This window comes from Streptomyces sp. NPDC090798 (assembly GCF_044768965.1).
Taxonomy (GTDB): domain Bacteria; phylum Actinomycetota; class Actinomycetes; order Streptomycetales; family Streptomycetaceae; genus Streptomyces.
In genome coordinates, this window is sequence record NZ_JBIVXA010000011.1 from 236,892 (window position 1) to 263,236 (window position 26,345).

22 protein-coding genes and 1 pseudogene are annotated in these 26,345 nt (G+C 68.6%); 17 read left to right on the forward strand and 6 right to left on the reverse strand.

From position 1 onward, the window contains the following. Window positions 1–24: 24 nt before the first annotated feature. The 5 genes from ACIQTP_RS24925 to ACIQTP_RS24945 form a co-directional block, all read right to left on the reverse strand. A complete protein-coding gene (locus tag ACIQTP_RS24925; protein WP_389593121.1) occupies window positions 25–528 on the reverse strand; it encodes a Pycsar system effector family protein in 504 nt (167 codons plus the stop codon). After that, window positions 525–1,865 (reverse strand): PE-PGRS family protein, encoded by a 1,341-nt coding sequence (locus tag ACIQTP_RS24930; protein ID WP_403403228.1) that lies wholly within the window; start codon window positions 1,863–1,865, stop codon window positions 525–527. The genes ACIQTP_RS24925 and ACIQTP_RS24930 overlap by 4 nt, the downstream gene beginning before the upstream one ends. A 24-nt stretch (window positions 1,866–1,889) precedes the next feature. Then, window positions 1,890–4,046: a hypothetical protein gene (locus ACIQTP_RS24935; protein WP_403403230.1), complete on the reverse strand. Its 2,157-nt coding sequence runs from the start codon at window positions 4,044–4,046 to the stop codon at window positions 1,890–1,892. Then, window positions 4,043–4,918, reverse strand: a complete 876-nt coding sequence (locus tag ACIQTP_RS24940; RefSeq protein ID WP_403403233.1) for a hypothetical protein — start codon at window positions 4,916–4,918, stop codon at window positions 4,043–4,045. The genes ACIQTP_RS24935 and ACIQTP_RS24940 overlap by 4 nt, the downstream gene beginning before the upstream one ends. Window positions 4,919–5,655: 737 nt before the next feature. Next, window positions 5,656–6,312 (reverse strand): Crp/Fnr family transcriptional regulator, encoded by a 657-nt coding sequence (locus tag ACIQTP_RS24945; RefSeq protein WP_403403236.1) that lies wholly within the window; start codon window positions 6,310–6,312, stop codon window positions 5,656–5,658. Between the two features lie 662 nt (window positions 6,313–6,974). Between ACIQTP_RS24945 and rpsL the strand changes: the two genes are divergently transcribed. The 6 genes and pseudogenes from rpsL to ACIQTP_RS24975 all read left to right on the forward strand — a co-directional run. Then, window positions 6,975–7,346: a 30S ribosomal protein S12 gene (gene rpsL / locus ACIQTP_RS24950; protein WP_003948652.1), complete on the forward strand. Its 372-nt coding sequence runs from the start codon at window positions 6,975–6,977 to the stop codon at window positions 7,344–7,346. A 2-nt stretch (window positions 7,347–7,348) separates the two neighbouring features. Further along, window positions 7,349–7,819, forward strand: a complete 471-nt coding sequence (rpsG, locus tag ACIQTP_RS24955) for a 30S ribosomal protein S7 (RefSeq protein WP_003992340.1) — start codon at window positions 7,349–7,351, stop codon at window positions 7,817–7,819. Between the two features lie 39 nt (window positions 7,820–7,858). Beyond that, entirely contained in the window at window positions 7,859–9,985 is a 2,127-nt protein-coding gene (fusA, locus tag ACIQTP_RS24960; protein WP_075028533.1) for an elongation factor G, read from the forward strand. A 143-nt stretch (window positions 9,986–10,128) separates the two neighbouring features. After that, window positions 10,129–11,322 (forward strand): elongation factor Tu, encoded by a 1,194-nt coding sequence (gene tuf, locus ACIQTP_RS24965; RefSeq protein ID WP_402034648.1) that lies wholly within the window; start codon window positions 10,129–10,131, stop codon window positions 11,320–11,322. A 109-nt stretch (window positions 11,323–11,431) separates the two neighbouring features. Beyond that, complete coding sequence (locus ACIQTP_RS24970) at window positions 11,432–11,914, forward strand: DUF6193 family natural product biosynthesis protein (RefSeq protein WP_403403240.1); 483 nt, start codon at window positions 11,432–11,434, stop codon at window positions 11,912–11,914. Between the two features lie 23 nt (window positions 11,915–11,937). Beyond that, window positions 11,938–12,433 (forward strand): annotated as a pseudogene (locus tag ACIQTP_RS24975) (glycosyl hydrolase 115 family protein); the annotation flags it as partial. A gap of 90 nt (window positions 12,434–12,523) precedes the next feature. On the opposite strand, the gene ACIQTP_RS24980 reads toward ACIQTP_RS24975, so the two are convergent. Next, complete coding sequence (locus tag ACIQTP_RS24980; protein WP_403403243.1) at window positions 12,524–13,768, reverse strand: cytochrome P450; 1,245 nt, start codon at window positions 13,766–13,768, stop codon at window positions 12,524–12,526. Window positions 13,769–15,071: 1,303 nt separating this feature from the next. On the opposite strand from ACIQTP_RS24980, the gene ACIQTP_RS24985 reads away from it, so the two are divergent. The 11 genes from ACIQTP_RS24985 to rplC all read left to right on the forward strand — a co-directional run bounded on the left by ACIQTP_RS24985 (window position 15,072) and on the right by rplC (window position 26,344). Continuing rightward, complete coding sequence (locus ACIQTP_RS24985) at window positions 15,072–15,548, forward strand: hypothetical protein (protein ID WP_403403245.1); 477 nt, start codon at window positions 15,072–15,074, stop codon at window positions 15,546–15,548. A gap of 1,686 nt (window positions 15,549–17,234) precedes the next feature. Next, window positions 17,235–18,458 (forward strand): type VII secretion-associated serine protease mycosin, encoded by a 1,224-nt coding sequence (gene mycP / locus ACIQTP_RS24990; RefSeq protein ID WP_403403247.1) that lies wholly within the window; start codon window positions 17,235–17,237, stop codon window positions 18,456–18,458. A gap of 209 nt (window positions 18,459–18,667) precedes the next feature. Beyond that, the gene (locus tag ACIQTP_RS24995) at window positions 18,668–19,111 is read left to right on the forward strand and encodes a hypothetical protein (protein ID WP_403403250.1); all 444 of its coding nucleotides are present in this window, start codon (window positions 18,668–18,670) and stop codon (window positions 19,109–19,111) included. Window positions 19,112–19,120: 9 nt separating this feature from the next. Beyond that, on the forward strand, window positions 19,121–20,917 hold the full coding sequence (locus ACIQTP_RS25000; protein WP_403403253.1) for an alpha/beta hydrolase: 1,797 nt from the start codon (window positions 19,121–19,123) through the stop codon (window positions 20,915–20,917). Window positions 20,918–20,981: 64 nt separating this feature from the next. Next, entirely contained in the window at window positions 20,982–21,515 is a 534-nt protein-coding gene (locus ACIQTP_RS25005) for a hypothetical protein (protein ID WP_403403256.1), read from the forward strand. 240 nt (window positions 21,516–21,755) lie between these two features. Beyond that, window positions 21,756–22,217 carry a hypothetical protein gene (locus ACIQTP_RS25010; protein ID WP_403403259.1) on the forward strand — a complete coding sequence of 154 codons (462 nt, stop codon included), beginning with the start codon at window positions 21,756–21,758 and terminating at the stop codon, window positions 22,215–22,217. 121 nt (window positions 22,218–22,338) lie between these two features. Beyond that, a complete protein-coding gene (locus ACIQTP_RS25015; protein ID WP_403403262.1) occupies window positions 22,339–23,010 on the forward strand; it encodes a hypothetical protein in 672 nt (223 codons plus the stop codon). Between the two features lie 144 nt (window positions 23,011–23,154). Beyond that, window positions 23,155–24,270 (forward strand): hypothetical protein, encoded by a 1,116-nt coding sequence (locus ACIQTP_RS25020; RefSeq protein ID WP_403403265.1) that lies wholly within the window; start codon window positions 23,155–23,157, stop codon window positions 24,268–24,270. Window positions 24,271–24,452: 182 nt separating this feature from the next. Next, a complete protein-coding gene (locus ACIQTP_RS25025; RefSeq protein ID WP_403403268.1) occupies window positions 24,453–24,815 on the forward strand; it encodes a hypothetical protein in 363 nt (120 codons plus the stop codon). 558 nt (window positions 24,816–25,373) lie between these two features. Continuing rightward, window positions 25,374–25,682, forward strand: coding sequence for a 30S ribosomal protein S10 (gene rpsJ, locus ACIQTP_RS25030; protein ID WP_003948644.1), 309 nt, complete (start codon window positions 25,374–25,376; stop codon window positions 25,680–25,682). 17 nt (window positions 25,683–25,699) lie between these two features. Then, window positions 25,700–26,344: a 50S ribosomal protein L3 gene (rplC, locus tag ACIQTP_RS25035; RefSeq protein WP_101400119.1), complete on the forward strand. Its 645-nt coding sequence runs from the start codon at window positions 25,700–25,702 to the stop codon at window positions 26,342–26,344. Window position 26,345 lies beyond the last annotated feature (1 nt).

The following is a 26,345-nucleotide window of genomic DNA, read 5'->3' on the forward strand; positions in this document are numbered from 1 at the left end:
TGGGGCTCCTTCAGGATGGGGACGTCAGCCGATGAGCAGCCCGGCGGGAAGCAGCACCGTGCCCGCGCAGAAGGCGATCAGGCCGGTGCGGATCCACTGGTGCTTGCGGGCGGCGATACGGCTGGTCTCGGTGAGCGCCGCGGTGAGTCCGGCGGCGGGGTCGCGGTCGGTGTCGGCGAGAGCGGTCGCCAACTGACCTTCACGTACGGCTTGTTGGATGTCGCCGAAGAAACAGAGGGGCCGGCCCGGGGCCCATGAGCCGGCGCGGTACCGGGGCAGCACCGCGAGCAGCAGCGCGAACAGGGCGAAGGCGAGGGCCAGGGCGCCGGTCCACCAGACGGCCGTGCCAGGCGCGGAGAGCGAGCTCGGTGACCAGTTCCGTCCGGCCAGCAGCCCGCTGAACACGCCCGCCGTCATCCCGAGCGCCGCCACGAGCACGGACGCCTTGCTGTCGGCCCGGGCGATCTCGCCCCGCAGCTCCTCCAGCAGCCGTTCTGCGGTTCTGGTGCCAGGAGCGGTGGTGGTCACCGCGGTCCCGCCCCGGGGGACTCCGCAGCCGGGGACTGGGGCGTGGGCGGCGGACAGGCGGAGGGCGCGGGCGGGATGACGGGCGTGGGAGCCACGGCCGGGGGCTGCGGGGCCTGGTCGTAGGGACTGCCGGCGGCGGACGCGGCCGGGGCCGGCGGCTCGGCCTGGTACGGCCCGGGCGGCACGGTCCCGGGCGCGGGCGGGACGTACGGCTGGTGGGACACGGGCGGCCCCGGCGGGGTGTGGGGGGCGCCCGGTAAGCCTCCGGGGACCGGAGCGCCGCCATAGGGCAGGGCGGCGGCCCCGTACGGCTGCGAGGGGTCGTACGGCGGCTGCGGTACGCCCCCGGGTGGCGGCGCCGGTCGGCCGGGGACCGGGGGCTGTGGCGGGGTCTCCTGCCGGCTGTTCAGTTCCTTGACGACGCGCAGGGTGGAGCGGGCCGACTCGGCCTTCTGGTAGTCCTCCAGGGTGTCTCCGGCGATCAGCTCCAGCTGGCTCTCGATGGCGGAGAGCTGGTCCTTCTGGAGGGCGTTGATGACCATCCGGGTGTCCTCGGGGTGCGCGGCGAGGTGGAAGGCCCACTGGGCGACACCCCCGTGTTGCAGGTGGTACTGGTAGAAGGCGATCTTCTGGGCCATCAGCTCCTGGGACTGGTGCTGGCGCAGCACCTCCAGTTCGTGCAGCTGCTGGGCCTGGCGCAGCCGGTACTCGTGCTCGGGGTCGAGCATGTCGGCCTCGTAGCGCAGCGCCCGTTTGCGCCGTCTGTGCGCGATCGCGTCGTCGTCCAGGCGCAGCCGCACCGCGCACGTGACCGCGAGCCCGATGCCGTCGGCGAAGACGCCGCGCTCGACCGCGTACTGGACCTCGGCCTCGGCGTCCCGGCTGTCCTCGATGGAGAACCGGCGGCTGACCGGTCGCGCGAACTGGTGGAGTTCACGGGCGAGCCGCGTGGGCACATCGCGTTCGCCGCCCGCCACGTAAGCGATCGGGTCCGCGACGCGCCAGGTCAGATCGGCGGTGGCGCTGAACGAGAACGCGTCGTCGTCGCTGGGCAGTTCGAGTTCCAGCTGGACCGGGTGGCTGCCCATGTCGACCTCGTAGACCGAGGTGTAGCGGCGGGTCGCGGCGTCCGTGCGGCTCGGCCGGTGCGGGGGCATGTACGCGTCGTACGTGCCGCTCACGGTGGCGAACACCAGCGCGTGGTCGATCGCGGAGACCGGCCGCCGGGCCGTGTAGTCGAAACGGGAGATCGGCCGCACGGTGAGCACCGGGTCGATCAGCATGGTGTGCCGGTCGGCCTGTTGCTGCCACTCCGGCGGGCGGCGGAATTCCGCCATGGGTCAACTCCTCGTAACTCTGTGTCAGGGTGTCGGGACGGTGGGACGCAGCGCGCCGAGCAGGCGGTCGGCGAGGGGCGGGCGCGGGCCGCCGTCCCGGCCGCGCAGGGTGCGCAGTTCGTGGCTGAGGCGTTTGTGGTCGTCCGCCGTGACGACCAGCGCGGGCAGCAGCAGCTCCAGGGCCTGGGCCGCGTCCGGGCGGCGCTCGGCCACGTACACCCAGGTGTGCAGGGCGTTCAGGGCACTTCGGGTGCGGGCGCGGTCGCCGAGCGCGGTGCGCCAGAGGGTGGCGAGGTCACGGGCCGAGTCCGCCTCGTACATACCGGTGTCGGCGTACCACTCGACGAGCGCGCCCTCCTCGGCGTTGTCGCACGCCAGTACGAAGGCGCTCAGCGCCAGCGCGCGGACCGCGGGGGTGTCGTGGTGGAGCAGCCGCACCAGCTCGGAGAGCATCTCGCCGCGCCTGAGGCCCACGGAGAGCAGCAGGGCCGTGGACTCGATCAGGTTGGCCGCCTCGGCCGGGCTGCTGTTGTCGGCGCGGGCCCGGGCCGCGAGCGCGCTGAGAGCCGGACCCACGAGTTCCGGCCGCAACGGCGTGAGCAGGCCGAAGGCGCGGATCGCGGTCCAGCGGCGGCCCCAGTGGGCGTCCGTGCACCACTGGGTGAGCAGGCGCAGGACGACGGGCGCGTCGAGGAGCTGGGCGAGCGTGAGGGTGTTCGCGGCGGTGACACGGGGGCCGAACGTCTTCGACACCGCCCAGCCGTCGATCAGCAGCGCGACCGCGGAGGGCAGGTCGGCGAGCGCGAGCATGGCGGTGGCCGCGGCGGCCCGGGTCCGTACGACGGGACGCCCGTCGCGGGCCAGCTCCTTCAGCCAGGCGATCAGCGCGGGCCGGGCCGAGGGATGCCCCGTCCACACCTCGGTGAGCAGGGCGCGCGGGGTGTTCTCCTTCCGGAAGAACGCGGTGAACTGCGGCACCGAGCCCCATTCGGTCGCCTCGTCGCGCACTTCCCCCTCGGCGCGGGCCCGCGCGAGCCGGGTCTCGGCGGCGAGCCCGAACACCGGGATCTCCGGCGGCTCTTCAGGGTGCTGCAAGCGCTGGAAGTGCACGAACAGCTTGTCCGCGAGCTCGGCGGCGAGGACGTACGGCGCCCGGTCGAAGACGGCGAGCGAGATGAGGAAGGCCTTGTCGCGCAGCGTGGACTCGGGATCGCTCAGCCACTCCCGGCACTGCTGCTCCACGGCCGCCTGCCCGAACTCAGCGAGCCGGGCCGCAGCCGCCTCGCCACCGTCGTAACCCGCCACCTCCTTCGCGAACTCGGCCGCCTCGGCGGGCTGATGGTGCCCGCGTGCGAGGAAGTCCCGCACCGGGGCGAGGGCGAGGAGGTCGTCGGTGTTCCGCGCGCGGTGCTTGCTCACGTACGCGCGGACGACGGCCGACGCCTCCGGCGGCTGCCAGACGGAGGCGGTGACGCCCAGCAGGAAGGGCGAGTTCTCGACCGTCACCACCAGATACCCGTCGACCTTCTTGAGCTGGTCGCGGGCCGCGTAGAGATGGGTGTCGCGCAGCGGCCGGTTGCGGCTCAGCGGCAGATCGCGCAGGACGTGCCCGCCGGGTGCGGTGAGCGGGGCGCTCAGGGTCGCCGGGCTCGTCTCCGGCGAGAGGGCGTGTACGGCGGGCACGCCCAGGCGGTGCAGGAGCATCAGGGCGGCGGCGTGGCGGCCGGTGGCGTGGGCGCCGGCGAGGACGAGGACGCGTTCCTCGCGGAGGCGGTCCAGGGCGGCGGCGAAGGCGGGGCTCTCGACGAAGACGGCGTCCAGGTCTTCGAGGTGGCGCGGCGGGATCTCTCCGGAGGCGTACGCCGCCGAAGCCGCCGAGCCGTGGTGGTGGATCTCCGTCTTGCCGCCCATGAACACGTCACCGGCGACCTCGCCGCCGGACACGCCGTGCTGGGCGCCGCCGACCAGACTCCCGCCGAAGGACGCGGCCGAGCCGAGGATGAACCCCGGGGTGTGCGCGAAGAGCTCGCGCTGAGCCGCGCGCGCCTCCTGCGTCCGCTCCTGTTCCCCCTCTCCTTCCCCCTCTCCGTCTTGGCGCCGGGTGTCCGGTTCGGGGGCCGGGTGTACGTCCTTCGGGGGTACGTCGTCGGGGGCCGGCGCCGTGGGTGGAGGCACCGTCACGCCGACTCACCCCCGGACCCGCCGAGGTGGACGTCTCCGGTGACCTGGCCGCCCGACACGCCGTGCTGGTCGCCGCCGACGAGGCTGCCGCCGAAGGTGGGGGCGCCTCCGTCGAAGTGGAAGACGGCGCCCGCGGGAGGGGCGGAGGGCTGGGGGGCGCGGGCCTCGGGGGCCTGGGGCCCGGGAGCCTGGGTCCCAGGCGCTTGGGTCCCTGGCTGGTCCCGCCTCGGTGCCGGACGCTCCCCCGAGCTGGCGCCCGGCACCGAGGTTCCCCCCTTCTCACCGTGGTCGTTGCCGGCCCCCGGCACCGGGCCGTGCAGCCAGGCGCGCAGCGGGCCGTTCTTGCTGTCCACCGTCACCGCGTGGAAGTCCTCCGCCGGGATGCCCGCGTGACCGTGCCGCACGATCCCCGTGTGCACGCTCTCCGAGACGCACAGGGCGAAGTCGTCGCTCCGCTCCCGCAGGGCCGCGCGCAGCAGCTGGGCGTCGAGGAGGCGGCAGGCGTGGTTGAGGTCGGAGCCGACCCAGCCGTCGTGCTCGTCCACGGCGACGTAGCCCGTGGCGACGACGCCGCGCAGCCGGATCTGCGCCGAGCTGGACGCCATCCGGTTGACCGTGTGCAGCTGGGTGGGGACCTCGGTGAGCAGGGCGCGCAGCAGTGCGGTGACGGAGGCGTTGGCGTCGATCAGCTCCATCACGGAGTCGCCCCGGTCGGCGCGCAGGCGCAGGCGTTCGTCGATGCCGGCGCGTTCCAGGGTGCGGTCGGCGACGTCGTACAGCATGCGCCGCAGGTACGCCTGTTCGATGTCGTCCCGGTCGCTGTACTTCTCGATGTCGAGCAACAGGATCGTCCGGCTCACGGGGTCGGTCATGGTCGCCTTTCGCAGGTGGTGCGGCAGTGGCAGAAGAGTGGCTGGCGGGGTTGTGGTGGCGTGAGGGCGGATGACGCAGTCGGAGTGTGACGGCGTGCACAAAACCCCCGGTCCCTCGCCCCCGCCGCCCCTACCCGTCCCATCCCCAGGGGCTCCGCCCCTTCGACCCCGGCCCCGGCGGGGCTCCGCCCCCGCACCCCGCCAGGGGCTGCGCCCCCGGACCCTGGCCCCGGCGGGGCTCCGCCCCCGCACCCCGCCAGGGGCTGCGCCCCCGGACCCTGGCCCCGGCGGGGCTCCGCCCCCGCACCCCGCCAGGGGCTGCGCCCCCGGACCCGGCTTCGGCCTGAACGGCCTCGTCCTCATTCGCCGGACGGGCTGAAGACGCGGGCCGGGGTGGGCGGGGGCGGAGCCTCGACCTCGTGCCCGACAGTCGGATGGGCTGGAGGTCGAGGGGTGGGGTGGGGTGGGAACTGGCCCACGGCCTCGCCCTCGACGGCAGGTGCGGTCGGAGCGGGTGGCGTCCGGTCCCCGACCTCGAACGCCGGACACCCCGAGGCTTTTGGGGGCGCGGGGAACTGCGCGACCGACCCCCACCGGCCGGCAGCCGGAGAACTGCGGGCGGCCGGGGAACCCGGGCGTAGCCCCGGCCCTCAGGGGCGCGGGGAACTGCGCGGCCAGCCCCCACCGGCCCGCAGTGATCCACCGGACCCGGCCCCACCACCCCCACCAAACCCACGTCACCCCCGCGCAATCCGCCGCAGCACATCCGGCCGCACGATCACCAGCGCCCGGCGTCCCGTCGTCACGACCCCCCGTTCCCGCAGGTCCTTCAGCAGGCGTTGGACCATCTCCCGGGAGGCCCCCACCGACCCGGCGAGTTCCTGTTTGCTCAGGGGGACGGAGAGTTCGATGCCCTGGTCGGTGCGGCGCCCGTGGGTGCGGGCCAGGTCCAGCAGCAGGATCGCGAAGCGCTCCCGCACGCTGAGGGAGGCGAATTCCAGGCGGCGCCGATCGGCCGCCCGGGTGCGATCGGAGGTGAGGCCGAGGAGGGCGAAGGAGACGGCGGGGGAGCGGGCGAGGAACTCGGTGAACCGGCCGCGTTCGACCGCGACCGTACGGACCGGCTCCAGGGCCGTCACGGTGGCCGACCGCGGGCGCCCGGTGAGCGCCGCGGACTCCCCGATGATGTCGCCGGGGCCGCGCAGCGCGAGCAGCGCCTCGTAGCCGTTGGAGGCGGCCGCGGTCACCTTCGTCCAGCCGTGCGTGACGAACAGGACGTGCGAGGACGGCTCACTCTGGTGCAGGAGCACCATCCGGGGCGCGTACGAGAGCTCGTGCCCGAGACCGAGCAGCGCCGAGCGGTCCTCGCTCTCCAGCCGGGCCAGGAACGGCACCCGGTCGTCGAGGCCCCCGTCGCCGGGTAAGCCCGACGAATCCCATGAATCCGGTAAGTCCGATGAGCCCGATGACCCGGATGAGCCCGATGACCCGGATGTGTCCGGTGGCCCGGATGTGTCCGGTGCGTGTGCTGCCGTCATGGTGCCCCCGATCGCCGCAGCCGACCGATCAAGGTACTGAAGGGCGCGCGGCGGTGGACAGAGATTGTGCAGTACCGTCGGGGATCGGAAACTTTTGGGGACGAGCGCCCCGGGAATGCGCTAAGGCCGGCCCAACAATCACCCCGGAATCAACCCGCGACGGCCCCGCGACGGCACTACGACCGCCGCAGCGGCCGCCTCACGACCGCCCCGTCCCGCCACCCGCGTCCGACCCGCGGGAGCACCGCGCTGACGTGGCAAGAAGTCCGGCGTGTCGCCCTGGACAGCATTTGTTTTGACCGAAGTCCTTGAGGTAGGTACGCTCAGACCTTGTGCCTGGGGTGTGCCCTGGCTCGCGTGCGTGCCTTCAAACCGCAAGGCGAGCCGTAACCGGCCACCGTAATCTGCGCCCTTTTCGCCTCGCGGCGGGAGTCTGCAGCATTCGACACACCCGACCGCGTGGGTCGGAGATGTTTCAGGTTAGCTTCACCATTCGGCACACAGAAACCGGAGAAGTAGTGCCTACGATCCAGCAGCTGGTCCGGAAGGGCCGGCAGGACAAGGTCGAGAAGAACAAGACGCCCGCACTTGAGGGTTCGCCCCAGCGTCGCGGCGTCTGCACGCGTGTGTTCACGACCACCCCGAAGAAGCCGAACTCGGCCCTGCGTAAGGTCGCGCGTGTGCGTCTGACCAGCGGGATCGAGGTCACCGCTTACATTCCGGGTGAGGGACACAACCTGCAGGAGCACTCCATCGTGCTCGTGCGTGGTGGCCGTGTGAAGGACCTGCCGGGTGTTCGCTACAAGATCATCCGCGGTTCCCTTGACACCCAGGGTGTGAAGAACCGCAAGCAGGCCCGCAGCCGCTACGGCGCCAAGAAGGAGAAGTAGAAATGCCTCGTAAGGGCCCCGCCCCGAAGCGCCCGGTCATCATCGACCCGGTCTACGGTTCCCCTCTGGTGACCTCCCTCATCAACAAGGTGCTGCTGAACGGCAAGCGCTCCACCGCCGAGCGCATCGTCTACGGCGCCATGGAGGGTCTGCGTGAGAAGACGGGCAACGACCCGATCATCACGCTGAAGCGCGCGCTGGAGAACATCAAGCCGACCCTCGAGGTCAAGTCCCGCCGTGTCGGTGGTGCGACGTACCAGGTTCCGATCGAGGTCAAGCCCGGTCGCGCCAACACGCTCGCGCTGCGCTGGCTCGTCGGTTACTCCCGCGCCCGTCGCGAGAAGACCATGACCGAGCGTCTGCTCAACGAGCTTCTCGACGCCTCCAACGGCCTCGGTGCCGCTGTGAAGAAGCGCGAGGACACCCACAAGATGGCCGAGTCCAACAAGGCCTTCGCGCACTACCGCTGGTAGTCGCTACCCCCATCGAGACCGAGAGAAGACCGAAGCCTTATGGCTACCACTTCACTTGACCTGGCCAGGGTCCGCAACATCGGGATCATGGCCCACATCGACGCGGGCAAGACGACCACCACCGAGCGGATCCTCTTCTACACCGGCGTCAGCTACAAGATCGGTGAGGTCCACGACGGCGCTGCCACCATGGACTGGATGGAGCAGGAGCAGGAGCGTGGCATCACGATCACCTCTGCTGCCACCACCTGTCACTGGCCGCTCGAGGACAACGACTACACGATCAACATCATCGACACCCCGGGGCACGTCGACTTCACGGTCGAGGTGGAGCGCTCGCTGCGCGTCCTCGACGGTGCCGTCACGGTGTTCGACGGTGTCGCCGGTGTCGAGCCGCAGTCCGAGACGGTGTGGCGTCAGGCCGACCGTTACGGCGTGCCGCGCATCTGCTTCGTGAACAAGCTTGACCGCACCGGCGCCGAGTTCCACCGCTGCGTGGACATGATCAAGGACCGGCTTGGCGCCGTTCCGATCATCATGCAGCTGCCGATCGGTGCCGAGATGGACTTCAAGGGCGTTGTGGACCTGGTCCGCATGAAGGCGCTCGTGTGGTCCGCCGAGGCCGCCAAGGGCGAGATGTACGACGTCGTCGACATCCCGGCCACGCACGCCGAGGCTGCCGAGGAGTACCGCGGCAAGCTGGTCGAGACCGTCGCGGAGCACGACGACGAGATCATGGAGCTGTTCCTGGAGGGCCAGGAGCCCACCGAGGAGCAGCTGTACGCCGCGATCCGTCGCGTCACCATCGCGTCCGGCAAGTCCAGCGACGTCACGGTCACCCCCGTGTTCTGCGGTACCGCGTTCAAGAACAAGGGCGTTCAGCCCCTGCTCGACGCGGTGGTGCGCTACCTGCCGACTCCGATCGACGTCGAGGCCATCGAGGGCCACGACGTGAAGGACCCGGAGCTGGTCGTCAAGCGCAAGCCGTCCGACGACGAGCCGCTCTCCGCCCTCGCGTTCAAGATCATGAGCGACCCGCACCTGGGTAAGCTCACCTTCGTCCGGGTGTACTCGGGCCGCCTGGAGTCCGGCAGCGCCGTGCTGAACTCCGTCAAGGGCAAGAAGGAGCGCATCGGCAAGATCTACCGTATGCACGCGAACAAGCGTGAGGAGATCGAGTCGGTGGGCGCCGGTGACATCGTCGCCGTCATGGGCCTGAAGCAGACCACCACCGGTGAGACGCTGTCCGACGACAAGAACCCGGTGATCCTGGAGTCCATGGACTTCCCGGCGCCGGTCATTCAGGTCGCCATCGAGCCCAAGTCCAAGGGTGACCAGGAGAAGCTGGGTGTTGCCATCCAGCGTCTCGCGGAGGAGGACCCCTCCTTCCAGGTTCACTCGGACGAGGAGACCGGCCAGACCATCATCGGTGGTATGGGCGAGCTGCACCTCGAGGTGCTGGTCGACCGTATGCGCCGTGAGTTCAAGGTCGAGGCCAACGTCGGCAAGCCGCAGGTCGCGTACCGCGAGACGATCCGCAAGGCCGTCGAGCGTCACGACTACACGCACAAGAAGCAGACCGGTGGTACCGGTCAGTTCGCCAAGGTGCAGATCGCGATCGAGCCGATCGAGGGCGGCGACGCCTCGTACGAGTTCGTGAACAAGGTCACCGGTGGCCGCATCCCGAAGGAGTACATCCCTTCGGTCGACGCGGGTGCGCAGGAGGCCATGCAGTTCGGCATCCTGGCCGGCTACGAGATGACGGGCGTCCGCGTCATTCTTCTCGACGGTGGCTACCACGAGGTCGACTCCTCCGAGCTCGCGTTCAAGATCGCCGGTTCGCAGGCCTTCAAGGAGGCCGCGCGCAAGGCCAGCCCCGTGCTGCTCGAGCCGATGATGGCCGTCGAGGTCACCACGCCCGAGGACTACATGGGTGAGGTCATCGGCGACATCAACTCCCGCCGTGGTCAGATCCAGGCCATGGAGGAGCGTATGGGCGCCCGGATCGTCAAGGGCCTCGTGCCTCTCTCGGAGATGTTCGGCTACGTCGGCGACCTCCGCAGCAAGACCTCGGGTCGCGCAAGCTACTCGATGCAGTTCGACTCCTACGCCGAGGTTCCCCGGAACGTCGCCGAGGAGATCATCGCGAAGGCCAAGGGCGAGTAACACACACCGTTTACACGCTTTAGGCTTGACACCGACCGCCGGGGCTCACCCGGGAGGGCAGAACCCCGGCGGGCGGCATCCCAGCAAAGATCACCTGGCGCCGATGAGTAAGGCGTACCAGAACCACTCCACAGGAGGACCCAGTGGCGAAGGCGAAGTTCGAGCGGACTAAGCCGCACGTCAACATCGGCACCATCGGTCACATCGACCACGGTAAGACGACCCTCACGGCCGCCATTACCAAGGTGCTGCACGACGCGTACCCGGACCTGAACGAGGCCTCGGCCTTCGACCAGATCGACAAGGCTCCTGAGGAGCGCCAGCGCGGTATCACGATCTCGATCGCGCACGTCGAGTACCAGACCGAGACGCGTCACTACGCCCACGTCGACTGCCCCGGTCACGCGGACTACATCAAGAACATGATCACGGGTGCGGCGCAGATGGACGGCGCCATCCTCGTGGTCGCCGCCACCGACGGCCCGATGCCGCAGACCAAGGAGCACGTGCTCCTGGCCCGCCAGGTCGGCGTTCCCTACATCGTCGTCGCCCTGAACAAGGCCGACATGGTGGACGACGAGGAGATCCTGGAGCTCGTCGAGCTCGAGGTTCGCGAGCTGCTCTCCGAGTACGAGTTCCCGGGCGACGACCTGCCGGTCGTCAAGGTCTCGGCGCTCAAGGCCCTTGAGGGCGACAAGGAGTGGGGCCAGACCGTCCTCGACCTGATGCAGGCCGTCGACGAGAACATCCCGCAGCCCGAGCGTGACGTCGACAAGCCGTTCCTGATGCCGATCGAGGACGTCTTCACGATCACCGGTCGTGGCACCGTCGTCACCGGTCGTATCGAGCGTGGTGTCCTCAAGGTCAACGAGACCGTCGACATCGTGGGCATCAAGCAGGAGAAGACCACCACCACGGTCACCGGCATCGAGATGTTCCGCAAGCTGCTCGACGAGGGCCAGGCCGGTGAGAACGTCGGTCTGCTCCTCCGTGGCATCAAGCGCGAGGACGTCGAGCGCGGCCAGGTCATCATCAAGCCCGGTTCGGTCACGCCGCACACCGAGTTCGAGGCCCAGGCTTACATCCTGTCCAAGGACGAGGGTGGCCGCCACACGCCGTTCTTCAACAACTACCGTCCGCAGTTCTACTTCCGTACGACGGACGTGACCGGCGTTGTGACCCTCCCCGAGGGCACCGAGATGGTCATGCCGGGCGACAACACTGAGATGACCGTTTCGCTCATCCAGCCCGTCGCCATGGAGGAGGGCCTGAAGTTCGCCATCCGTGAGGGTGGCCGGACCGTGGGCGCCGGCCAGGTCACCAAGATCAACAAGTAAGTCCTTGTTGGCTTGACAGCCTGGTAGCTCCTCGCGAGCTCCTTGAAGGGGCCCGTACGACTTCGGTCGTACGGGCCCCTTTGCCGTGCCCATCGCGCACACTGCGTGCGTGGATTCCAATGACCTGGGCATGGTGGGACGTCGGCCGCTGCCGGCGAAGCCGGTTCTTCCGGACATGGCGGCGGCGCATCGGCGTGGCCCGGCCGATGCCGTGGAGTCGAAGTGGCGGCAGCTGGCGCTGGTGTGGCAGTGGCGTCGCGAACGGCAGGAGGTGCTCCGGCCAGGGGTGGGCTACCCGGGCATCGTGCACCTCATCGAGGTGGCCGGCGCGGAACGGACACTGCGGCAGCTGTATCCGTACAACAGCCATTTCGCCCTGCATCTGAGTAGCTGTACCCGGTATCCGTACGTGCTGCGGGCGCCGAGCGTCCTGCCTCGGGACGACGGGCGCTTCCGGGTCTTCGTGCCACGCGTCGGGACCCTCCTCGGCGAGACCGACACGGCGGAGGCGGCCGTCGCCCTGGTCGTGGCCCACCTTCCGGCGGGACTCGGCCCGGCTGTGGCCGGCACCGCCGAGGATCTTTGCCGATGAGGGCCTTGGCCAGCCGATGAAGGCAGACCTCCCCGCAGACCGTCGTGGGAGCGGCCGATGCCCGGCGTCGACCGGACCTTCGTCATCGCGGGCAGCGAACCCCGTGGCACGATCTTCGGCGCGTACGACATCTCGTACGGCATCGGCGTCTCGCCCTGGTACTGGTGGGACGACGTACGCCCGGTCCACCGCGACGGGCTCCACGCGCGGCCGGGACGGCACACCCCGGGCACCCCCGCGGTGAAGAAGGCGAACAAAGGCGAACCACCTGTGGCCGGCGGTGTGGGGCCGCGCCTTCGCCGAGGACGGATCACGCCCGGCCATGACCCGTACGGCGGTACGGGGGAGTGGTCGTCGCGCCGCAACGCCGACGCGCTCGAGGCGTACTGGTGCGACGGGATCCGCCGGATGACCAGCCAGGACTTCGAGGGCGTCGTCACCCTCGGGATGCGCGGAAACGGTGACACCAGCCTGCCGGACGGCGACGGCGTCGAGCTGATGCGGGAGATCATCGACGCGTAGCGGACGATCACCGCCGAGGTGACGGGCCGTGACCCGGCCTCGGTCCCGCCCTGGGGCCGCCGGAGAGTCAGCGCGTGGACCGAGGCGTCACCAGGCGACCGGCAGGGCCACCGGTCCGCGGATCATCGTGCGCTGCCGGAAGGGGACCTGATCGGCGGGCACGGCGAGGCGCAGCCCGGGCAGGCGTTCGAGCAGGGTGTCGATCAGCAGCTCGATCTGCATACGGGAGAAGACGGCGCCCGTGCAGAAGTGCGGCCCGTTGCCGAACGACACATGGGCGCTCGCGTCCCGGTCGAGGTCGATCCGGTCGGGGTCGGGGAAGACGTCCGGGTCGCGGTTGGCGGCCAGGTAGGAGACATAGACGGCGTCGCCGGCGCTGACGAGGGTGCCGCGGATGTCGACGTCCTCCGTGGCGATGCGGGGCAGACCGACGGCGGCGCGGTGGGGGATGTGGCGCAGGAGTTCCTCGATGGCCGCCGGGCGGGACGCGGGGTCGTCGCGGAAGCGTTCCAGCAGGTCGGGCCGGGTGAGGAGGAGGTAGAACATCTGGCCAGTGTTGTTGGTGATGGCCTCGCCGCCGATCTGGAGCGGCCCGGCGACACTGATCGCCTCCTCCAGGCCGAGCTCGCCCCGCCGCACGGCACCACCGAGCAGGGACAGCACGTCCTCGCTGGCACCGTCGCCCTCGCTGTCGCGGCGCTCGCGGACGGCCTCTCCGATCCACCCGAAGAGCCCTTTCTTGGCACGCTCCGAGGCCTCGGCGCCGCCCGCCGTGCTGATGATCTCCCGCGTCCAGTCGTGCAACTTCCGCCGCTCGTCGACGGGTACGCCCATGACCTCGCAGACAACGTTGATCGGGAAGGGCTCGAGGATCCGCTCGATCAGGTCCGCCGGGGGGCCGTCCGCCACCATCCCGTCCACCAGGGCGTCGAGCATCTCCTGGGCCCGGGGGCGCAGGCGCTTCACGGCGCTCACGGTGTAGGCGTTCGAGACGGCGTGCCGGAGCCGGTTGTGGTCGGGCTGATCGGCCCAGGCCAGGGCCCCGGGCCGCGGCGCGAAGTGCGGCGCCAGTCGCGTGACCTGCCGGACGGAGGCCTCCCGCCGGCTGAACCGGGGATCGTTCGTGATCATCTTCACGTCGTCGTAGCGCGTCGCCAGCCACGCCCAGCCCTCCCCGTACGGAAGCCGGATCCGCGTCAGCGGCCCCTCCCGCATCAACTCCGCGAGTACCGGCTCGAACTCGGTGGCGTTGAGCTCACCGGCGGGCCAGTCCCGAACAAGGGGAAGGGGCTGCTCGGGCCGCTCAGGGAGCGTGACGGTCTCTTCTGCCATGCGTTCAGCGTCGTCGGGCGGGGGTGAGGTGTCGCGCGGGAGTGCTCCAGGCGGAGCAGCGGAAAGCCTTCGCCGCCGCGCTGTCCGGCCTACTGGCTCTGGTACCGGGGCAGGTCCGCGGTGGAAATCGTCCACGCGGTGATCGTCACGTCTTCGCCGTACACGAAGTCCTTGCGAGTGGCGTAGCGGGGGCCGGGGCACGGTGGGGAGGAGCTTGCGGGGCGGGCGTTTGTCCGGGGCAGGGCGTCGGGTGGGCCTGCTGGATGTGTCGGCTGCCGTTCCGTGGTGTCCGGGCTGGTTGCAGGAGATCGTGCGGGTGACGATCCGGCCGCCGGGGGTGCGTTCGCGGGTGCGGCGGAGGTAGCCGTGGGTTTCGAGCTCGCGCAGGGCGGCGGCGATACGGGTGGGGCTTTCGGGGAAGCGGGCGGCGAGGGTCTTGATGTCGACGCGGGCGCCGGTGGGGGAGCGACTGGATGTGGACGGCCAGCCCGATCGCGAGTCCTGAGAGCTCCGGGTGCTGGGCGAGGTGGTTGCCGATCACCGTGAAGCGGGTGGTGCGGCGGGTGTTGTCGTGGATGACGCCGGCGGGCCGGGCGTGAGCGTTCTGGTGGGGGTGGTTTTTGCCCGCGATACGGGACTGGGCGCGCTGGGGCGCGCTAGGGTTCTGGGTATCCATCGGGAAGCTCTCTTCTTCCTCGGTGGTCAGGCCCTCGCACTGGGATTGCAGTCCCGGCGGGGGCCGTCGCATGTCTGCGGTTGTGCTGTGCCGTGCTGAGCGTAAGGCAGGCAACTGGTCCCGAATCCACTCGAGTTGGGCATATTCACTCGCGGGAGTGAGTTTGCGCGGTGGTCGCCGTTTCGGCGGGCGGGAGGGGTGGGGCTCGGTGGGGTTTCTTTCTCCTCGTGTTTCTTGGGGAAGACCGCCGGTCGCACCGGAGCACGCTCCGCCGTGCTTCGGTGATGCGAGACCGAATTCGGCCCGGACGGTCTCGCGTGGGACGGCTGACCCACTGGAGCGCCTGGATACTCCCGCTCCCCCATCTGAGTACGGACACTCATGTGCCGTTTCCTGTATCGGGGTTGAGTGGAGCCATGCTCTTCCTCACCGGCCTCGGCGACTGGCCGAGCCGCCCCTCGGAATGGCCCGATTCCGTTCACTCTCCGCCAGAGGCTGTCTGTGGACTGTCACAGCCGATAGCTAGAGTTGCTGGTGAAGCTTCGGCTGTTTTGGCTGTACGGGGGAGAGATTGTGTTGCCGAGCGATAGTGGGGCGGCGCCTGGACCGTCGTCGTGGGCGTCGGGCGTGTTCGACGCGGCGCAGAGCGCGATCGGTGATGTGGTCACCGAGTTGTCGTCGTTCACGAAGTTCCAGAAGCGCGTCGACGACCTGATCCGCGACCTCAAGGGTTCGGCGGCGGGACCGGGCGAGGTGGGCCAGGAGCAGCTCGCACGGCACCAGTTCGGTGGCGGAAGCGGGGCGTGGGCGGAGGCGTCCGGCCTTTTCACCTCGTACGAGACGGTGATCACCGAGCTGGAGAACCTGTCCAAACTGCTGTCCGACTCGATGGAAGGCATGGGTATCGCCGTGCTGGCCTCCCACAAGGGCTACCAGAACATCGACCTGGACATCCGCGACCGTATGACGGCGATCAGCGCGGAGACGACGAAGCACTACGGGGGGAGCTACGACCCCGCGCTGCCGAAGAAGACCCACGAGGGCGGCACCGAGCCGAAGCCGGACCAGACACCTTCGGGCGGCGACTCGGGAGGCACGATCTGATGTCCGGCAAGGGAACCGGCGGCGGTACGTCCTTCGAGGACATGAGCCACGAACAGATGCTCGCGTGGCTGGACCAGGCGAACGCGGGGACGGTGCAGGGCGCGGCCGACCGGCTGAGCGCCGCGGCCAAGGAGATCCGCAAGATCGCGGAGGAGCTCAAGGTCCGTCCGCAGTACGTGGAGTGGAAGGGCGAGGGCGCGGACGCGTTCCGCACATGGAGCGGGGACCTGGCCAACTCGACCCTGAGCCTTGGCGACTTCAGCGAGGGCGCCGCGAAGTGGCTGGGCGAGGCCTCGGGAGCGATCGCTACAGCCCAGGCGTCCATCCCGCGCGACAAGGCCGGCGCACAGGCGAACCTGGACGCGGCCCAAGCGGCACACAACGACCCGGACGCGGCGGCGGTGAGCCGCAAGTCCGCGAGCGAGCTCGCGGCGCTGGCGGCGGACAAGGAGAAGGTGCGGCAGGAGGCGGCCGCGCAGATGCGCAAGCTGGGACAGACGTACTCGCTGTCGGCCACGCAGCTGGACGGGTTGGAGAGGCCTAAGTTTCCGCCGCCGCCGAAGGCGATTCAGCCTGATCCGGACAGTGTCTGGTCAAACGAAGTCGTGTCGACCGGAGGCGGTGCCACCGGCACGCCAACAAGCAGACACACGGTTCCCGCCTCGCTCTCCTCCGGGGCGCCGAGCACTGCTGCCGAAGCCACTGCGCGCGGAGGAGGGATAAGCGATGAATCCGGCTCGCTTGGGACAGTTGAACGATCGCGCCCCGAAACCTCGGACCATGTGGGCGTGAAGATCGACGGGACGCAGGCGCTGCCGCAAACGCCCTCAGCACCTCCCGTGAGTCCGGCCGGCCCGCCGAGCGGTGGCAGGGCTGACGTCGGTGGTTCGCCGCCCACGGGGACGATTCCGCCGATGCCGAGTGGCGTGCCGGGTTCGCCCGCACGCCTGACGGGGCCGGAGCGCGCGACGGCCGCTGGCCGCCCTTCGGTTCAGCCCAGGCGTGGACCGGCGGGACCGGTCTCCCGAGGCGTACGGGGTATCGGAGGTGTGGCCGAGCCGGGGAGCCCGACAGGCACGGCACGTCCGACAGTCGGAGGTCGTCCTGCAGTCCCCCCGGGACGCGGGGTGACAGCCGCAACTCCAGGGCGGGTGCCGGGCAGTAACGGCATTGTCGGTGGCCGTCCCACGTCACCGGTCCCGGCACCGGCTGCTGCTCGGCCCGCCCGTGGGCTGCCGCGCGGCACCGTCGTGGGGGGTGAAACACCCAGCACGCCTGGACGCGGTGCTAGTGGCCCAAAGCCCCCTGCCGGTGCCGGTGGAGCGCGTAATGGACAGCGCGTGACACCTGAGCCGCGGGGCACGGGAACCGGTCCGGAGAGCGGCGTAGTGGGCGGCCGCCCACAGCCGCAGAAACGCTCGGGAACCGGGCTGTTCACCCGGGGTGGCTCGGGATTGGTGCGAAACCAGGACTCCGATGGCGCTACGACCACGGCGAGCGTTGTCGGGCGTACGGGCGCGCCGCCGAACGGTTCCCGGACATCGAACTCGCCGAGACGGAATAACGAGCAGGACAAGAGACCCGGCAGCCGAACCGAGGAGCAGGAGACCGGACAGCGGAATGGCCGCTTGGAGACCTAGCCACCAGAAGTCGACCGACCCTGCACATGAGACCCAGAGGAAGCAGATGCCTGCCAGCACGATAAGGAACGCCCGCCTTGGGAGTGCCGTCGCCGGAGCCGCGGGCCTGCTGTTGGTGGGCATTTCGGCCACGCCCGCCCACGCGGAGTCCATCCGGGAGCGAGAGTGGCACCTCACGGCCATGAAGGCCGAGCAGATGTGGCAGACCAGCACGGGCAAGGGCATCACCGTGGCCGTCATCGACTCGGGCGTGAACGCCGACTTGCACGACCTGAAGGGGCAGATACTCCCTGGCATGGACGAGGCACCAGACTCACCCGGCGACGAGCACACGGATTACGAGGGGCATGGAACCGGGATGGCCCTGCTGATTGCCGGCACAGGCAAGGCCAACGGAGGCGCTGGCACTTTCGGCCTCGCACCAGGAGCCAAGATTCTCCCGGTACGGACACCTGACAGGGGATTGGACGGCGTCCGATACACCAAGGAGTTCAGCGAGACCGTGAGCCGCGGGATTCGCTACGCCGTTGACTCCGGTGCACAGGTGATCAACATCTCGATGGCGGTGCCCGAAGGATCGGAGCAACTCACCGCCGCTGTGAGGTACGCGCTGGACAAGGGATCGCTGGTCTTTGCCGGCGTCGGAAACAGCGGCAGCGAAGACAAGGGAAACCCGGTGGAGTATCCCGCCGCGACGCCGGGCGTGGTCGGCGTCGGCGCGGTGGGCAAAGACCTCCGCAAGACCACCGAGTCCGAGTACGGCCCGCAGGTCGACATTGCCGCGCCTGGCGAAGAGATGTACTCCGTATGCCCGAACGGCACGGGCTTGTGCCGCTCCCACGGCACCAGCGACGCCACCGCCCTGGCTTCCGCCAGCGCCGCCCTCATCTGGTCCAAGCATCCGACCTGGACCAACAATCAGGTCCTTCGGGTCCTGCTCAACACCATCGGCGGCCCTACGGACGGCGCCAAGCGCAACGACTCCATCGGCTACGGCATCATCCGCCCCCGCGTCGCCCTGCAGAACCCCGGCAACCCCGGCCCTGCCGATAAGTACCCGCTCCCGGACTTCACAGCCGCGACCCCGGCATCCTCCGAGTCCAAGGGCACAAGCGCTCTGGCAAAGGACGACAACTCCGCAACCGAGGCCTCCTCCAAGGGCGGCGGTAGCAGTGTCCTCTGGACCGCACTGGGCATCACCGCCGTTGTGCTGCTCGGCGGTGCGGTCGCAGTCGTTGTCGCAGGCATGCGTCGGCGTTCCGCTGCGTAGATCGACGGTTCTACCGGCACACAGGGACTAGGGCGAGACCTGACCAATCCAGGCATGGATGAGTACAGGTACTCAGTCGGCATGGTCATCGGCACGGATGAGAGGGCCGACGAAATGACGCTACGGTACTTCTCGATCACCGCACTTTCGCTGTCGCACGCTCACATCAGCTTCTTGGTGCACGACGAATCACGGGGGAGGGACCACGCATGGCGTGGGAGGAGTGGGAGCAACTCAAAACTGACGCGGCAGAGAGACATGCCGCCCGGATGCAGCTCAACCACGTACCACTTGACCCGGGTGGTGACACCGGCACGCTGGTTTCGAACAAGCCAGCCTGGTCCAAGGCCGGCCAGGACGTCGGTTCACTCCGTGAGGACATTAGCAAGGCGCTCGGAAAGTTGGTGGACGGGCAGAAGGGCCTTGGCGACGATGCCGGCTGCCTGACCGTAGGTGCTCAGAAGGACGTCTACGACTCGTGGGAGCGCTACGTAAAGAGTGTGAGCGGGCGCTGCGGGAAGCTCTCGGGTCTGCTGGAGAAGGCGGGCAACGACCAACTGAAGACCGATGAGGCGATCGAGGCCGAGATCGGCAACCTGAAGGTCGCGTACGCGGATACGCAGACCTTCGGTGGACAGGACAAGGGGCGGTAACGAGACGTCATGGACCTCGCAACGCTCAAAGCCCTCAAGCCGGCCGAGTTATCGGAAGCGGCTGACGGATACCGCAGTACCTCCGACATGGCGAGCGCGGCCAAGGACCGTGTGGACAACCAGATCGCCGTGGCCATGAGGAACTCCCTGAAAGGCGAGGCCGCGACCGCGGCGGTCAATCAGCTGACGGAACTGGGCAAGAACTTCCACTACGTCCAGGTCGAATGCGGTCTCGTCGGTACGGCTCTCGAAGCCTTCTCGTACGAGGTGGGAGCGGCCAAGAGCAAGCTCGACGCGGCGCTCGAAGGCGCGCAGGCGGCGAAGCTCACCGTGAATGCCGACGGCTCGATCACCTATCCGCCGAGTGGGGAGAAGGGCGAGGACGGCAAGATCCCCGAAGGCGGCACGGTGAGCGGCCTGACGGATGACACGGCCTCCGCGGTGGGCCGTCAGTCGGCCAACTTCGATCCCAACCCCAACCACCGCCTCGCGCAGGACCTCGCGGACCAGATCGCCGCTGCCCTCAAGGAGGCGACGGAGGCCGACGAGAAGTGGGCGCCGAAGCTGCGGGCGCTGAAGGCGGACGACGATCTGACCGTCTCCGACAAGGACTGGGCCGACGCCTCCTCGGACACGAAGGGTGTGAGCGAGGCGGGCAAGAAGTATCTCGACTCGCTGCCTCAGCCACCCACGAACGGCAGCCCTAAGGACAACGCGGGGTGGTGGAAGGGACTCAGTGCGGAGGAGCAGGCCGCGTGGGTCTCCATGCATCCCGACTCCGTGGGCGCGCTCGACGGGCTACCTGCCACGGTTCGGGACGAGGCCAATCGCATCGTGTTCGACGAGGCACGGGGCAAGATGCAGACAGAGCTGAATTCGATACCGGCGCCGCCGGTCAACGAGTGGACCTGGATCAGCAGCGGGGGCTACGCGTCCAAGGTGCATACCGATGAATGGATGGAGTGGTACAACAAATACGGGGACCGGTACGATCACCTCACCACATCCCTCAAGGGCATGGAGTCGATCCAGACCCGCTTCGACGCGACGGGGAATGGTGGGCTGCCCGAGGCGTACCTGCTGGGGTTCAACGCAGACGGCAATGGGCGGGCGATTGTCGCCAACGGGAATCCCGACACCGCTGATCATCAGGCGGTTTATGTGCCGGGCACAACAGCGAATCTGGGAAAAATCGACGGCGATATCGGCCGAATGACGGACCTGTGGCGTGTGGCCAATACCGAGGCGCATGGCGAGTCTGTTTCTACGATCACCTGGCTCGGCTACGACGCACCTCAGAATCTCGTCAAAGACTCGCCGTTCGAACACTACGCATATGACGGTGCACCAGCATTCCGCGACTTCATGGACGGCCTTGACGCGTCGCATTCCGATGATTCGGATCCGCACCGGACCGTGATCGCTCACTCGTACGGAACGACCCTTGTCGGCGCCGCGGCTCAGACGGGTCAGCTCAACGCCGATGATGTGGTCCTCGCGGGCAGCCCCGGCGTCAAGGTTTCCCACGCAACGGACCTGGACGTCCCCGCGGGTCACGTGTGGAACGAGGAGGCCGACGGAGACCCTGTTCCGGACATCGGTCGTTTCGGCCACGGTGGGGATGGCTGGGTCGTTCCCAGTGATCCGAGCTTCGGTGCCAACCAGATGACCACGGATACCGAGGGCCACAGCGGTTACTGGGATGCGGGCTCCGACAGCCTGCGGAACCAGGCCCGCGTCGTGGTCGGAAAGGGTGACGACGTAGAGCTGAAGCCGCCGCCGGACCCCTGGGCGCATGTGAAGTAGGAAACATGGCTGCCCGACCAACAGACCGGCCCGTGTCCCGGCTCGATCAAACGAGGTCCCCGACTTGAAGACGAAACTGGGCGCAATCGCGCTTACCCTGCCCATCGCCCTTGCGACCCTCACCGGATGCAGCATGACTGACACCAAAAAATCAGACGACATCCCGTTTTCCGGCGTCAGCACGTCGAGTGACGCCGCCGAGGCCGCGAAGAAGACTTCCAGCGAGCTGTACAACCTGATCGGCCTCAAAGGGAAGGCATCCGATACTGGGCCGGGAGTCAAGGAGTGCGGAAAGAAGGACCCGGATAAATACTTCCAGATCTTCCATTCCTGGTCCTTCACTCCGACCTCGTCCGAGCAGCTCGAGGGCGCGATGGAACAGCTGAAGTCAAAACTTCCCAAGCACGGCTGGGAGGTTGTCAAATACGGGCCGGACAGTAGCCGGAACAAGAACCTCAGCCTCACGGCCGACAATGATGCGAAGAAATTCAGTGTCAACATCATCTACCAGGCCAAGGACAATCCGCCGAACCTCAACTTCTTCGTCGTATCCGGCTGCTATCAGGTTCCGGACGGCCAGAAGATCGAGCAGTTCTGATACGGCGCGGACGGGCGACACGGCCGTGGGCGGTGGTCCGCATCGACCGGTGGTGGAGTAGGGCCCAGGCGATCGCGAACAGGCCCGTGACCCAATGGAGCATGTCCCAGAGCTCGTCGTGGGCCCGGCACAGGCTGCGCTCCCAGGCGAGGAGCGGCCGAACCCCATCAACGACGGCCTCCCGAGGCCTCGGGAGGCGTACTCGCCTCCTTCGCGCGCATACTCAGGCAGGTTGATCCGATGGGCTTTTTCGACAAGCTGACCGGCACCAAGTACCCCGACAGTGGTGTCGTATCGCTGTCTGCCATGGAGGTCCGGGCCGCGCTGCTCGCGATCAACGGGACGGACGTGTCGTTCCGCGTGCGCAACGCCCTCCCCAAGGAGCAGGCCGATCTGGTGGCGGAGTGCCGGATCCGGGAGGTGAGCGTGGTCCTCAAGACCAGGATGCGCCTGCTCCCGGAGAAGCGCGAGGTGCGATTCGTCGACGAGCGGTGGGAGCACCGTTCGTCCGCCAACGCCGGTGCACAGTACGGACGAGGGCACGCGCCCGCGGTGTACCGGCAGTGGGAGACCAAGCAGGGCCCCGACGGCCGCCGGCACAAGGTCGAGACGTTCCGCTTCGACACCCGGGAGATGACGGACCCTCTGCGGAACGTGGTGCTCGGTGCTGGATGGACCTGGCGGGGAGTGCTCAAGCTCTGAGCGTTCGGCGAGACAGCGTAGCGAGCTCGAAGTGCGCATAACCGGGGTGAGTCGGGAGTCGGCGGAGGTTGAGTACACGTACTCATGCTCGTGGTGCGGCCCGCCGCGGACGATGCTGGACATGACACAGAGAAACACCAGCTTCGGGGGGCGCCGCAAGGCGATCAGCGTCTTGGCCGCGGTGCTGGCCTCTGTCGTGGCGTGCGGTGGGGTGGTGTGGCTCGCCCAGGGAGTCGCCCCGGGGCTGGACCGGTTCCTGGAGGGTGATCCGTATCCGGTGGCGGACCCGGCGGCAACGGCGCAGCGGCTGGACGGTCACACCCAGCGCGTCTATGACGCACTGAGGCTGTTCGATGTGGAACTGGTCGACAACTGGCCCGGGGGCGGCGTGGAGGCCGACGGTTCCAGCTGCTACTACCGGGGGTTCAGCAACCTGTCCAAGCAGTTGAGCGACTCCCCGCCCAGCGTTCCGGGCGTGGTCGACGTGGACAGTGAGTGGGCGCTCAAGGGGGTTTCCCCCGCGCAGGCGAAGGCAGCGCTTCGGCATGCGAAGGGCGAGTTGGTCCGGCAGGGGTGGAAGGTCACCTCCTACGAGGAGAGCAAGTTCTGGAACGAGCTGAGCATGCGGCCCCCGGGGACCGATGACACCGTCTCGGTCGAGGCGTACCCCGGTGACCGTCTCGGGGTGCGTGCGTATGCCGAATGTGCGCGCTATCCGTCCGGCACTCCCATGGGCGCGTACGGCGACCCGGAACTCCCGAGCCAGCAGGCGCCGCTCCAACTGCGCCGCTGAGACTGTCGGCCGATTGCGCAGACGGCGGCACGCTTTGCGCACGCAGGTCAGGATCAGTACGACTTCGGCCGCAATCACACGCTCAACACCCTTCGTAGCGACCGCTGAACGCCGCGGGGAACAGCCCTCGACAGAATGAGCACGATGCAGATCAACTCCAGGCTCCGACGGATACACGCAGGCTGGTACGCGGGGGCATTCATCCTCGTCCTGGGCATCGTGGCCCAGGTGCTGTACAGCACCTGGGCATACGACTCCTGGCGGAACGAACGCTCACTGGACCAGGCCTGTGACGGCACGCTGGCTCAGGGCGGACTCGACGCCGCCCTGAGCTCCTCGCAGCTGCGGGCCGGATCACTTGATTCCGGCGGTGCCTACCTGGCTCAGTGCTCGGTGAAGACCACTGAGTCCGGCGTGCGGGGCGGCACCCTGCAGATCAAACTGCGCTGGAGCAGCGACACGCCCCCCTCCGACACCCTCGCGCGGTACGACTCCGACACCGACGGAGTCGAGGGCCAGGCCGCACCGCTCGGCAACGGTTGGCCCGGCATCGTCATCGACCAGGGGTTCCCGCAGGTCATGGTCGCGCTCGACTGCAAGAACCAGAGAGGCAAGGCTCTCGTCGCATACGGTGATCTTCATGCCTCGAACGGCACGAACAGCGGCCCCGCACTCACCGGGCTGGGGCGGGTGATCACGGAGACCGCCCAGAAAGCAGCTGCCAAGTACGGGTGTCGGGTGAGGGCCGGGAAGCAGCTCACTCAGGTGTCCGCCCCCACGCTCGGTAACCCCCGTACGGTCACACCACTGGCGCAGGCGCAGGGCTCCTGCGCCGCGCTCCGGGAGCAGGCTTCCACGGTGGTGGAGAGCGGCACGCCCTCGGTCATGGAGTATGCGGCGGATACGCAGGCTCCGCAGGTGAACTGTTACCTCGTCACACCAGCCAACAAGCCTGGATACGGCCTGTATGCCTACTACGGTGCCGCCGCCAAGGACTTCCTTGCGAGTGAGGGTCGCAATCTCAAGGAGGGATACGGCCCCACCCACAAGGACAACGATTACTCCTGGGCCACCGCGAAGTGCCCCCAGTCCACGCAGCCTGCCGTGTTCGTGCTGTACCGCCTCTACGACAGGGACACCGACACCTACCCGGTGCGTCACTACTCCGCCCAATTCGCCGCAGCCGCGGTGAAGGCGTTCGCCGACCACGACGCGAAACAGCGCGGCTGCACCGACGTGCGGATGGCATCCCAGCCTTAAGGCCGAGAAACGTGGTGCTCGGCGCCGGATGGACCCGGCGCGGAGTCGTCACCGGCAAACTGTGAGGTCGGCGGGATCCCGGACAAGGCTGCCACGGAGAACAAGGCTGCCGCGGACTCTTGAGTAGCGGTTGAGTACGAACGCCCATGCCGCCCGCCCACGTCCGGCGGCAGGCTGTCGCCATGAGCGTCACACAAGGCCCCGTACGCGTCGTCAAGCCCCGCGACCTCGCCGACTGGCCCGTCTTCGCCAGGCTCGCCCGGTTCTTCTGGGGGTGCGCGGCTCTGCTGACGGCCGTCGCGGTCGGCTTCTTCTTCCTCGCGAGCGCTGTGGAATCGGCGGACTCGGAGGGATGGCGTTCGCCCTGGCCGATCGTGCGGACACCGGTCACGCAGGTCGCAGTGGCCGCTGTCGTACTGGGCGGCCTCTACTTCGCTCCGGGCTTTCGCCGTCTGGCCCGTACGACTCGGCTCGCCCTGCTCGGGCCCCTGGTCTGTGCCGTACCCGTGTTCGTCGTTCTGTGGGCCTGCGCCGCCGGCGCATGAGCCGGAGCCCACTCCGTCACGTACTGTGCGCGGACGTCCACTCCTCGTCGCCAGGCGTCCCGGCCGATCACCCCGAGGTCGGTCAGAGCGGCTCCCGCCTGCACGTGCGCGCGCCCAGGGTTTGACCTGCGTCACCTTAGGGGTACGATCCTCGGCTCGATTGGCCAGCCCCCCACCCCGTATGGCAGACTGTCGGAGTTGCTCGGTCGAGTGCCGATGCTGCGCGCCTCCCGCCGGGAGGACTGGAAGCGAGTCCCACAGTACTCGTCGCCCGATCTGTCGTGAGGCAGCGCTCGGGCGGACGTACGGGAATCTTCCGGGAAGTGTCAGCGGGGTGCAGACCAGGCGCCCGGTGGTCATGCATTTGGAAATCGAATGCAGCCTGCCCCCGGTCCTGCGGTTGTCTTTTGGGCTGAGCCGCGTCCCTTGGTAGGGAAATCCCCTGTGGATATCCCTGTCAGCAGGAGCGCGACACACCCGACCGCGTGGGTCGGAGAGCGGGTCACTTGCCCCCGGGCACCAGAGCGTTTTCACGAGACAAAGGACTACTGAGTAGCCATGGCGGGACAGAAGATCCGCATCCGGCTCAAGGCCTACGACCACGAGGTCATCGACAGCTCGGCGAAGAAGATCGTCGAGACGGTGACCCGCACTGGTGCGTCGGTCGCGGGCCCGGTGCCGCTGCCCACTGAGAAGAACGTGTACTGCGTCATCAAGTCGCCGCACAAGTACAAGGACTCGCGCGAGCACTTCGAGATGCGCACGCACAAGCGCCTGATCGACATTCTCGACCCGACGCCCAAGACCGTTGACTCTCTGATGCGACTCGACCTCCCGGCCGGTGTCGACATCGAGATCAAGCTCTAGGGATCGGTGATCTGAGAATGGCTAAGCAGATCAAGGGCATCCTGGGCGAGAAGCTCGGCATGACGCAGGTGTGGGACGAGAACAACCGTGTTGTTCCGGTCACCGTCGTCAAGGCCGGCCCCAACGTCGTCACCCAGGTGCGTACCAACGACATCGACGGCTACGAGTCGGTCCAGATCGCCTTCGGCGAGATCGACCCGCGCAAGGTGAACAAGCCCCTCAAGGGTCACTTCGCCAAGGCCGACGTCACCCCCCGTCGTCACCTCGTCGAGATCCGCACCGCGGATGCCTCCGAGTACACCCTCGGCCAGGAGATCTCCGCCGAGGTCTTCGAGGCGGGCGTGAAGGTCGACGTCACCGGCAAGAGCAAGGGCAAGGGCTTCGCCGGTGTCATGAAGCGTCACAACTTCAAGGGCCTCGGCGCCGGTCACGGCACCCAGCGCAAGCACCGCTCCCCCGGCTCCATCGGCGGCTGCGCCACCCCGGGTCGTGTGTTCAAGGGCCTCCGCATGGCGGGTCGCATGGGCAACGAGCGGGTCACCACCCAGAACCTGACCGTTCACGCCGTTGACGCGGAGAAGGGCCTGCTCCTTATCAAGGGCGCGGTTCCTGGTCCGAACGGCGGCCTCGTCCTGGTCCGCACCGCGGCCAAGGGGGCCTGAG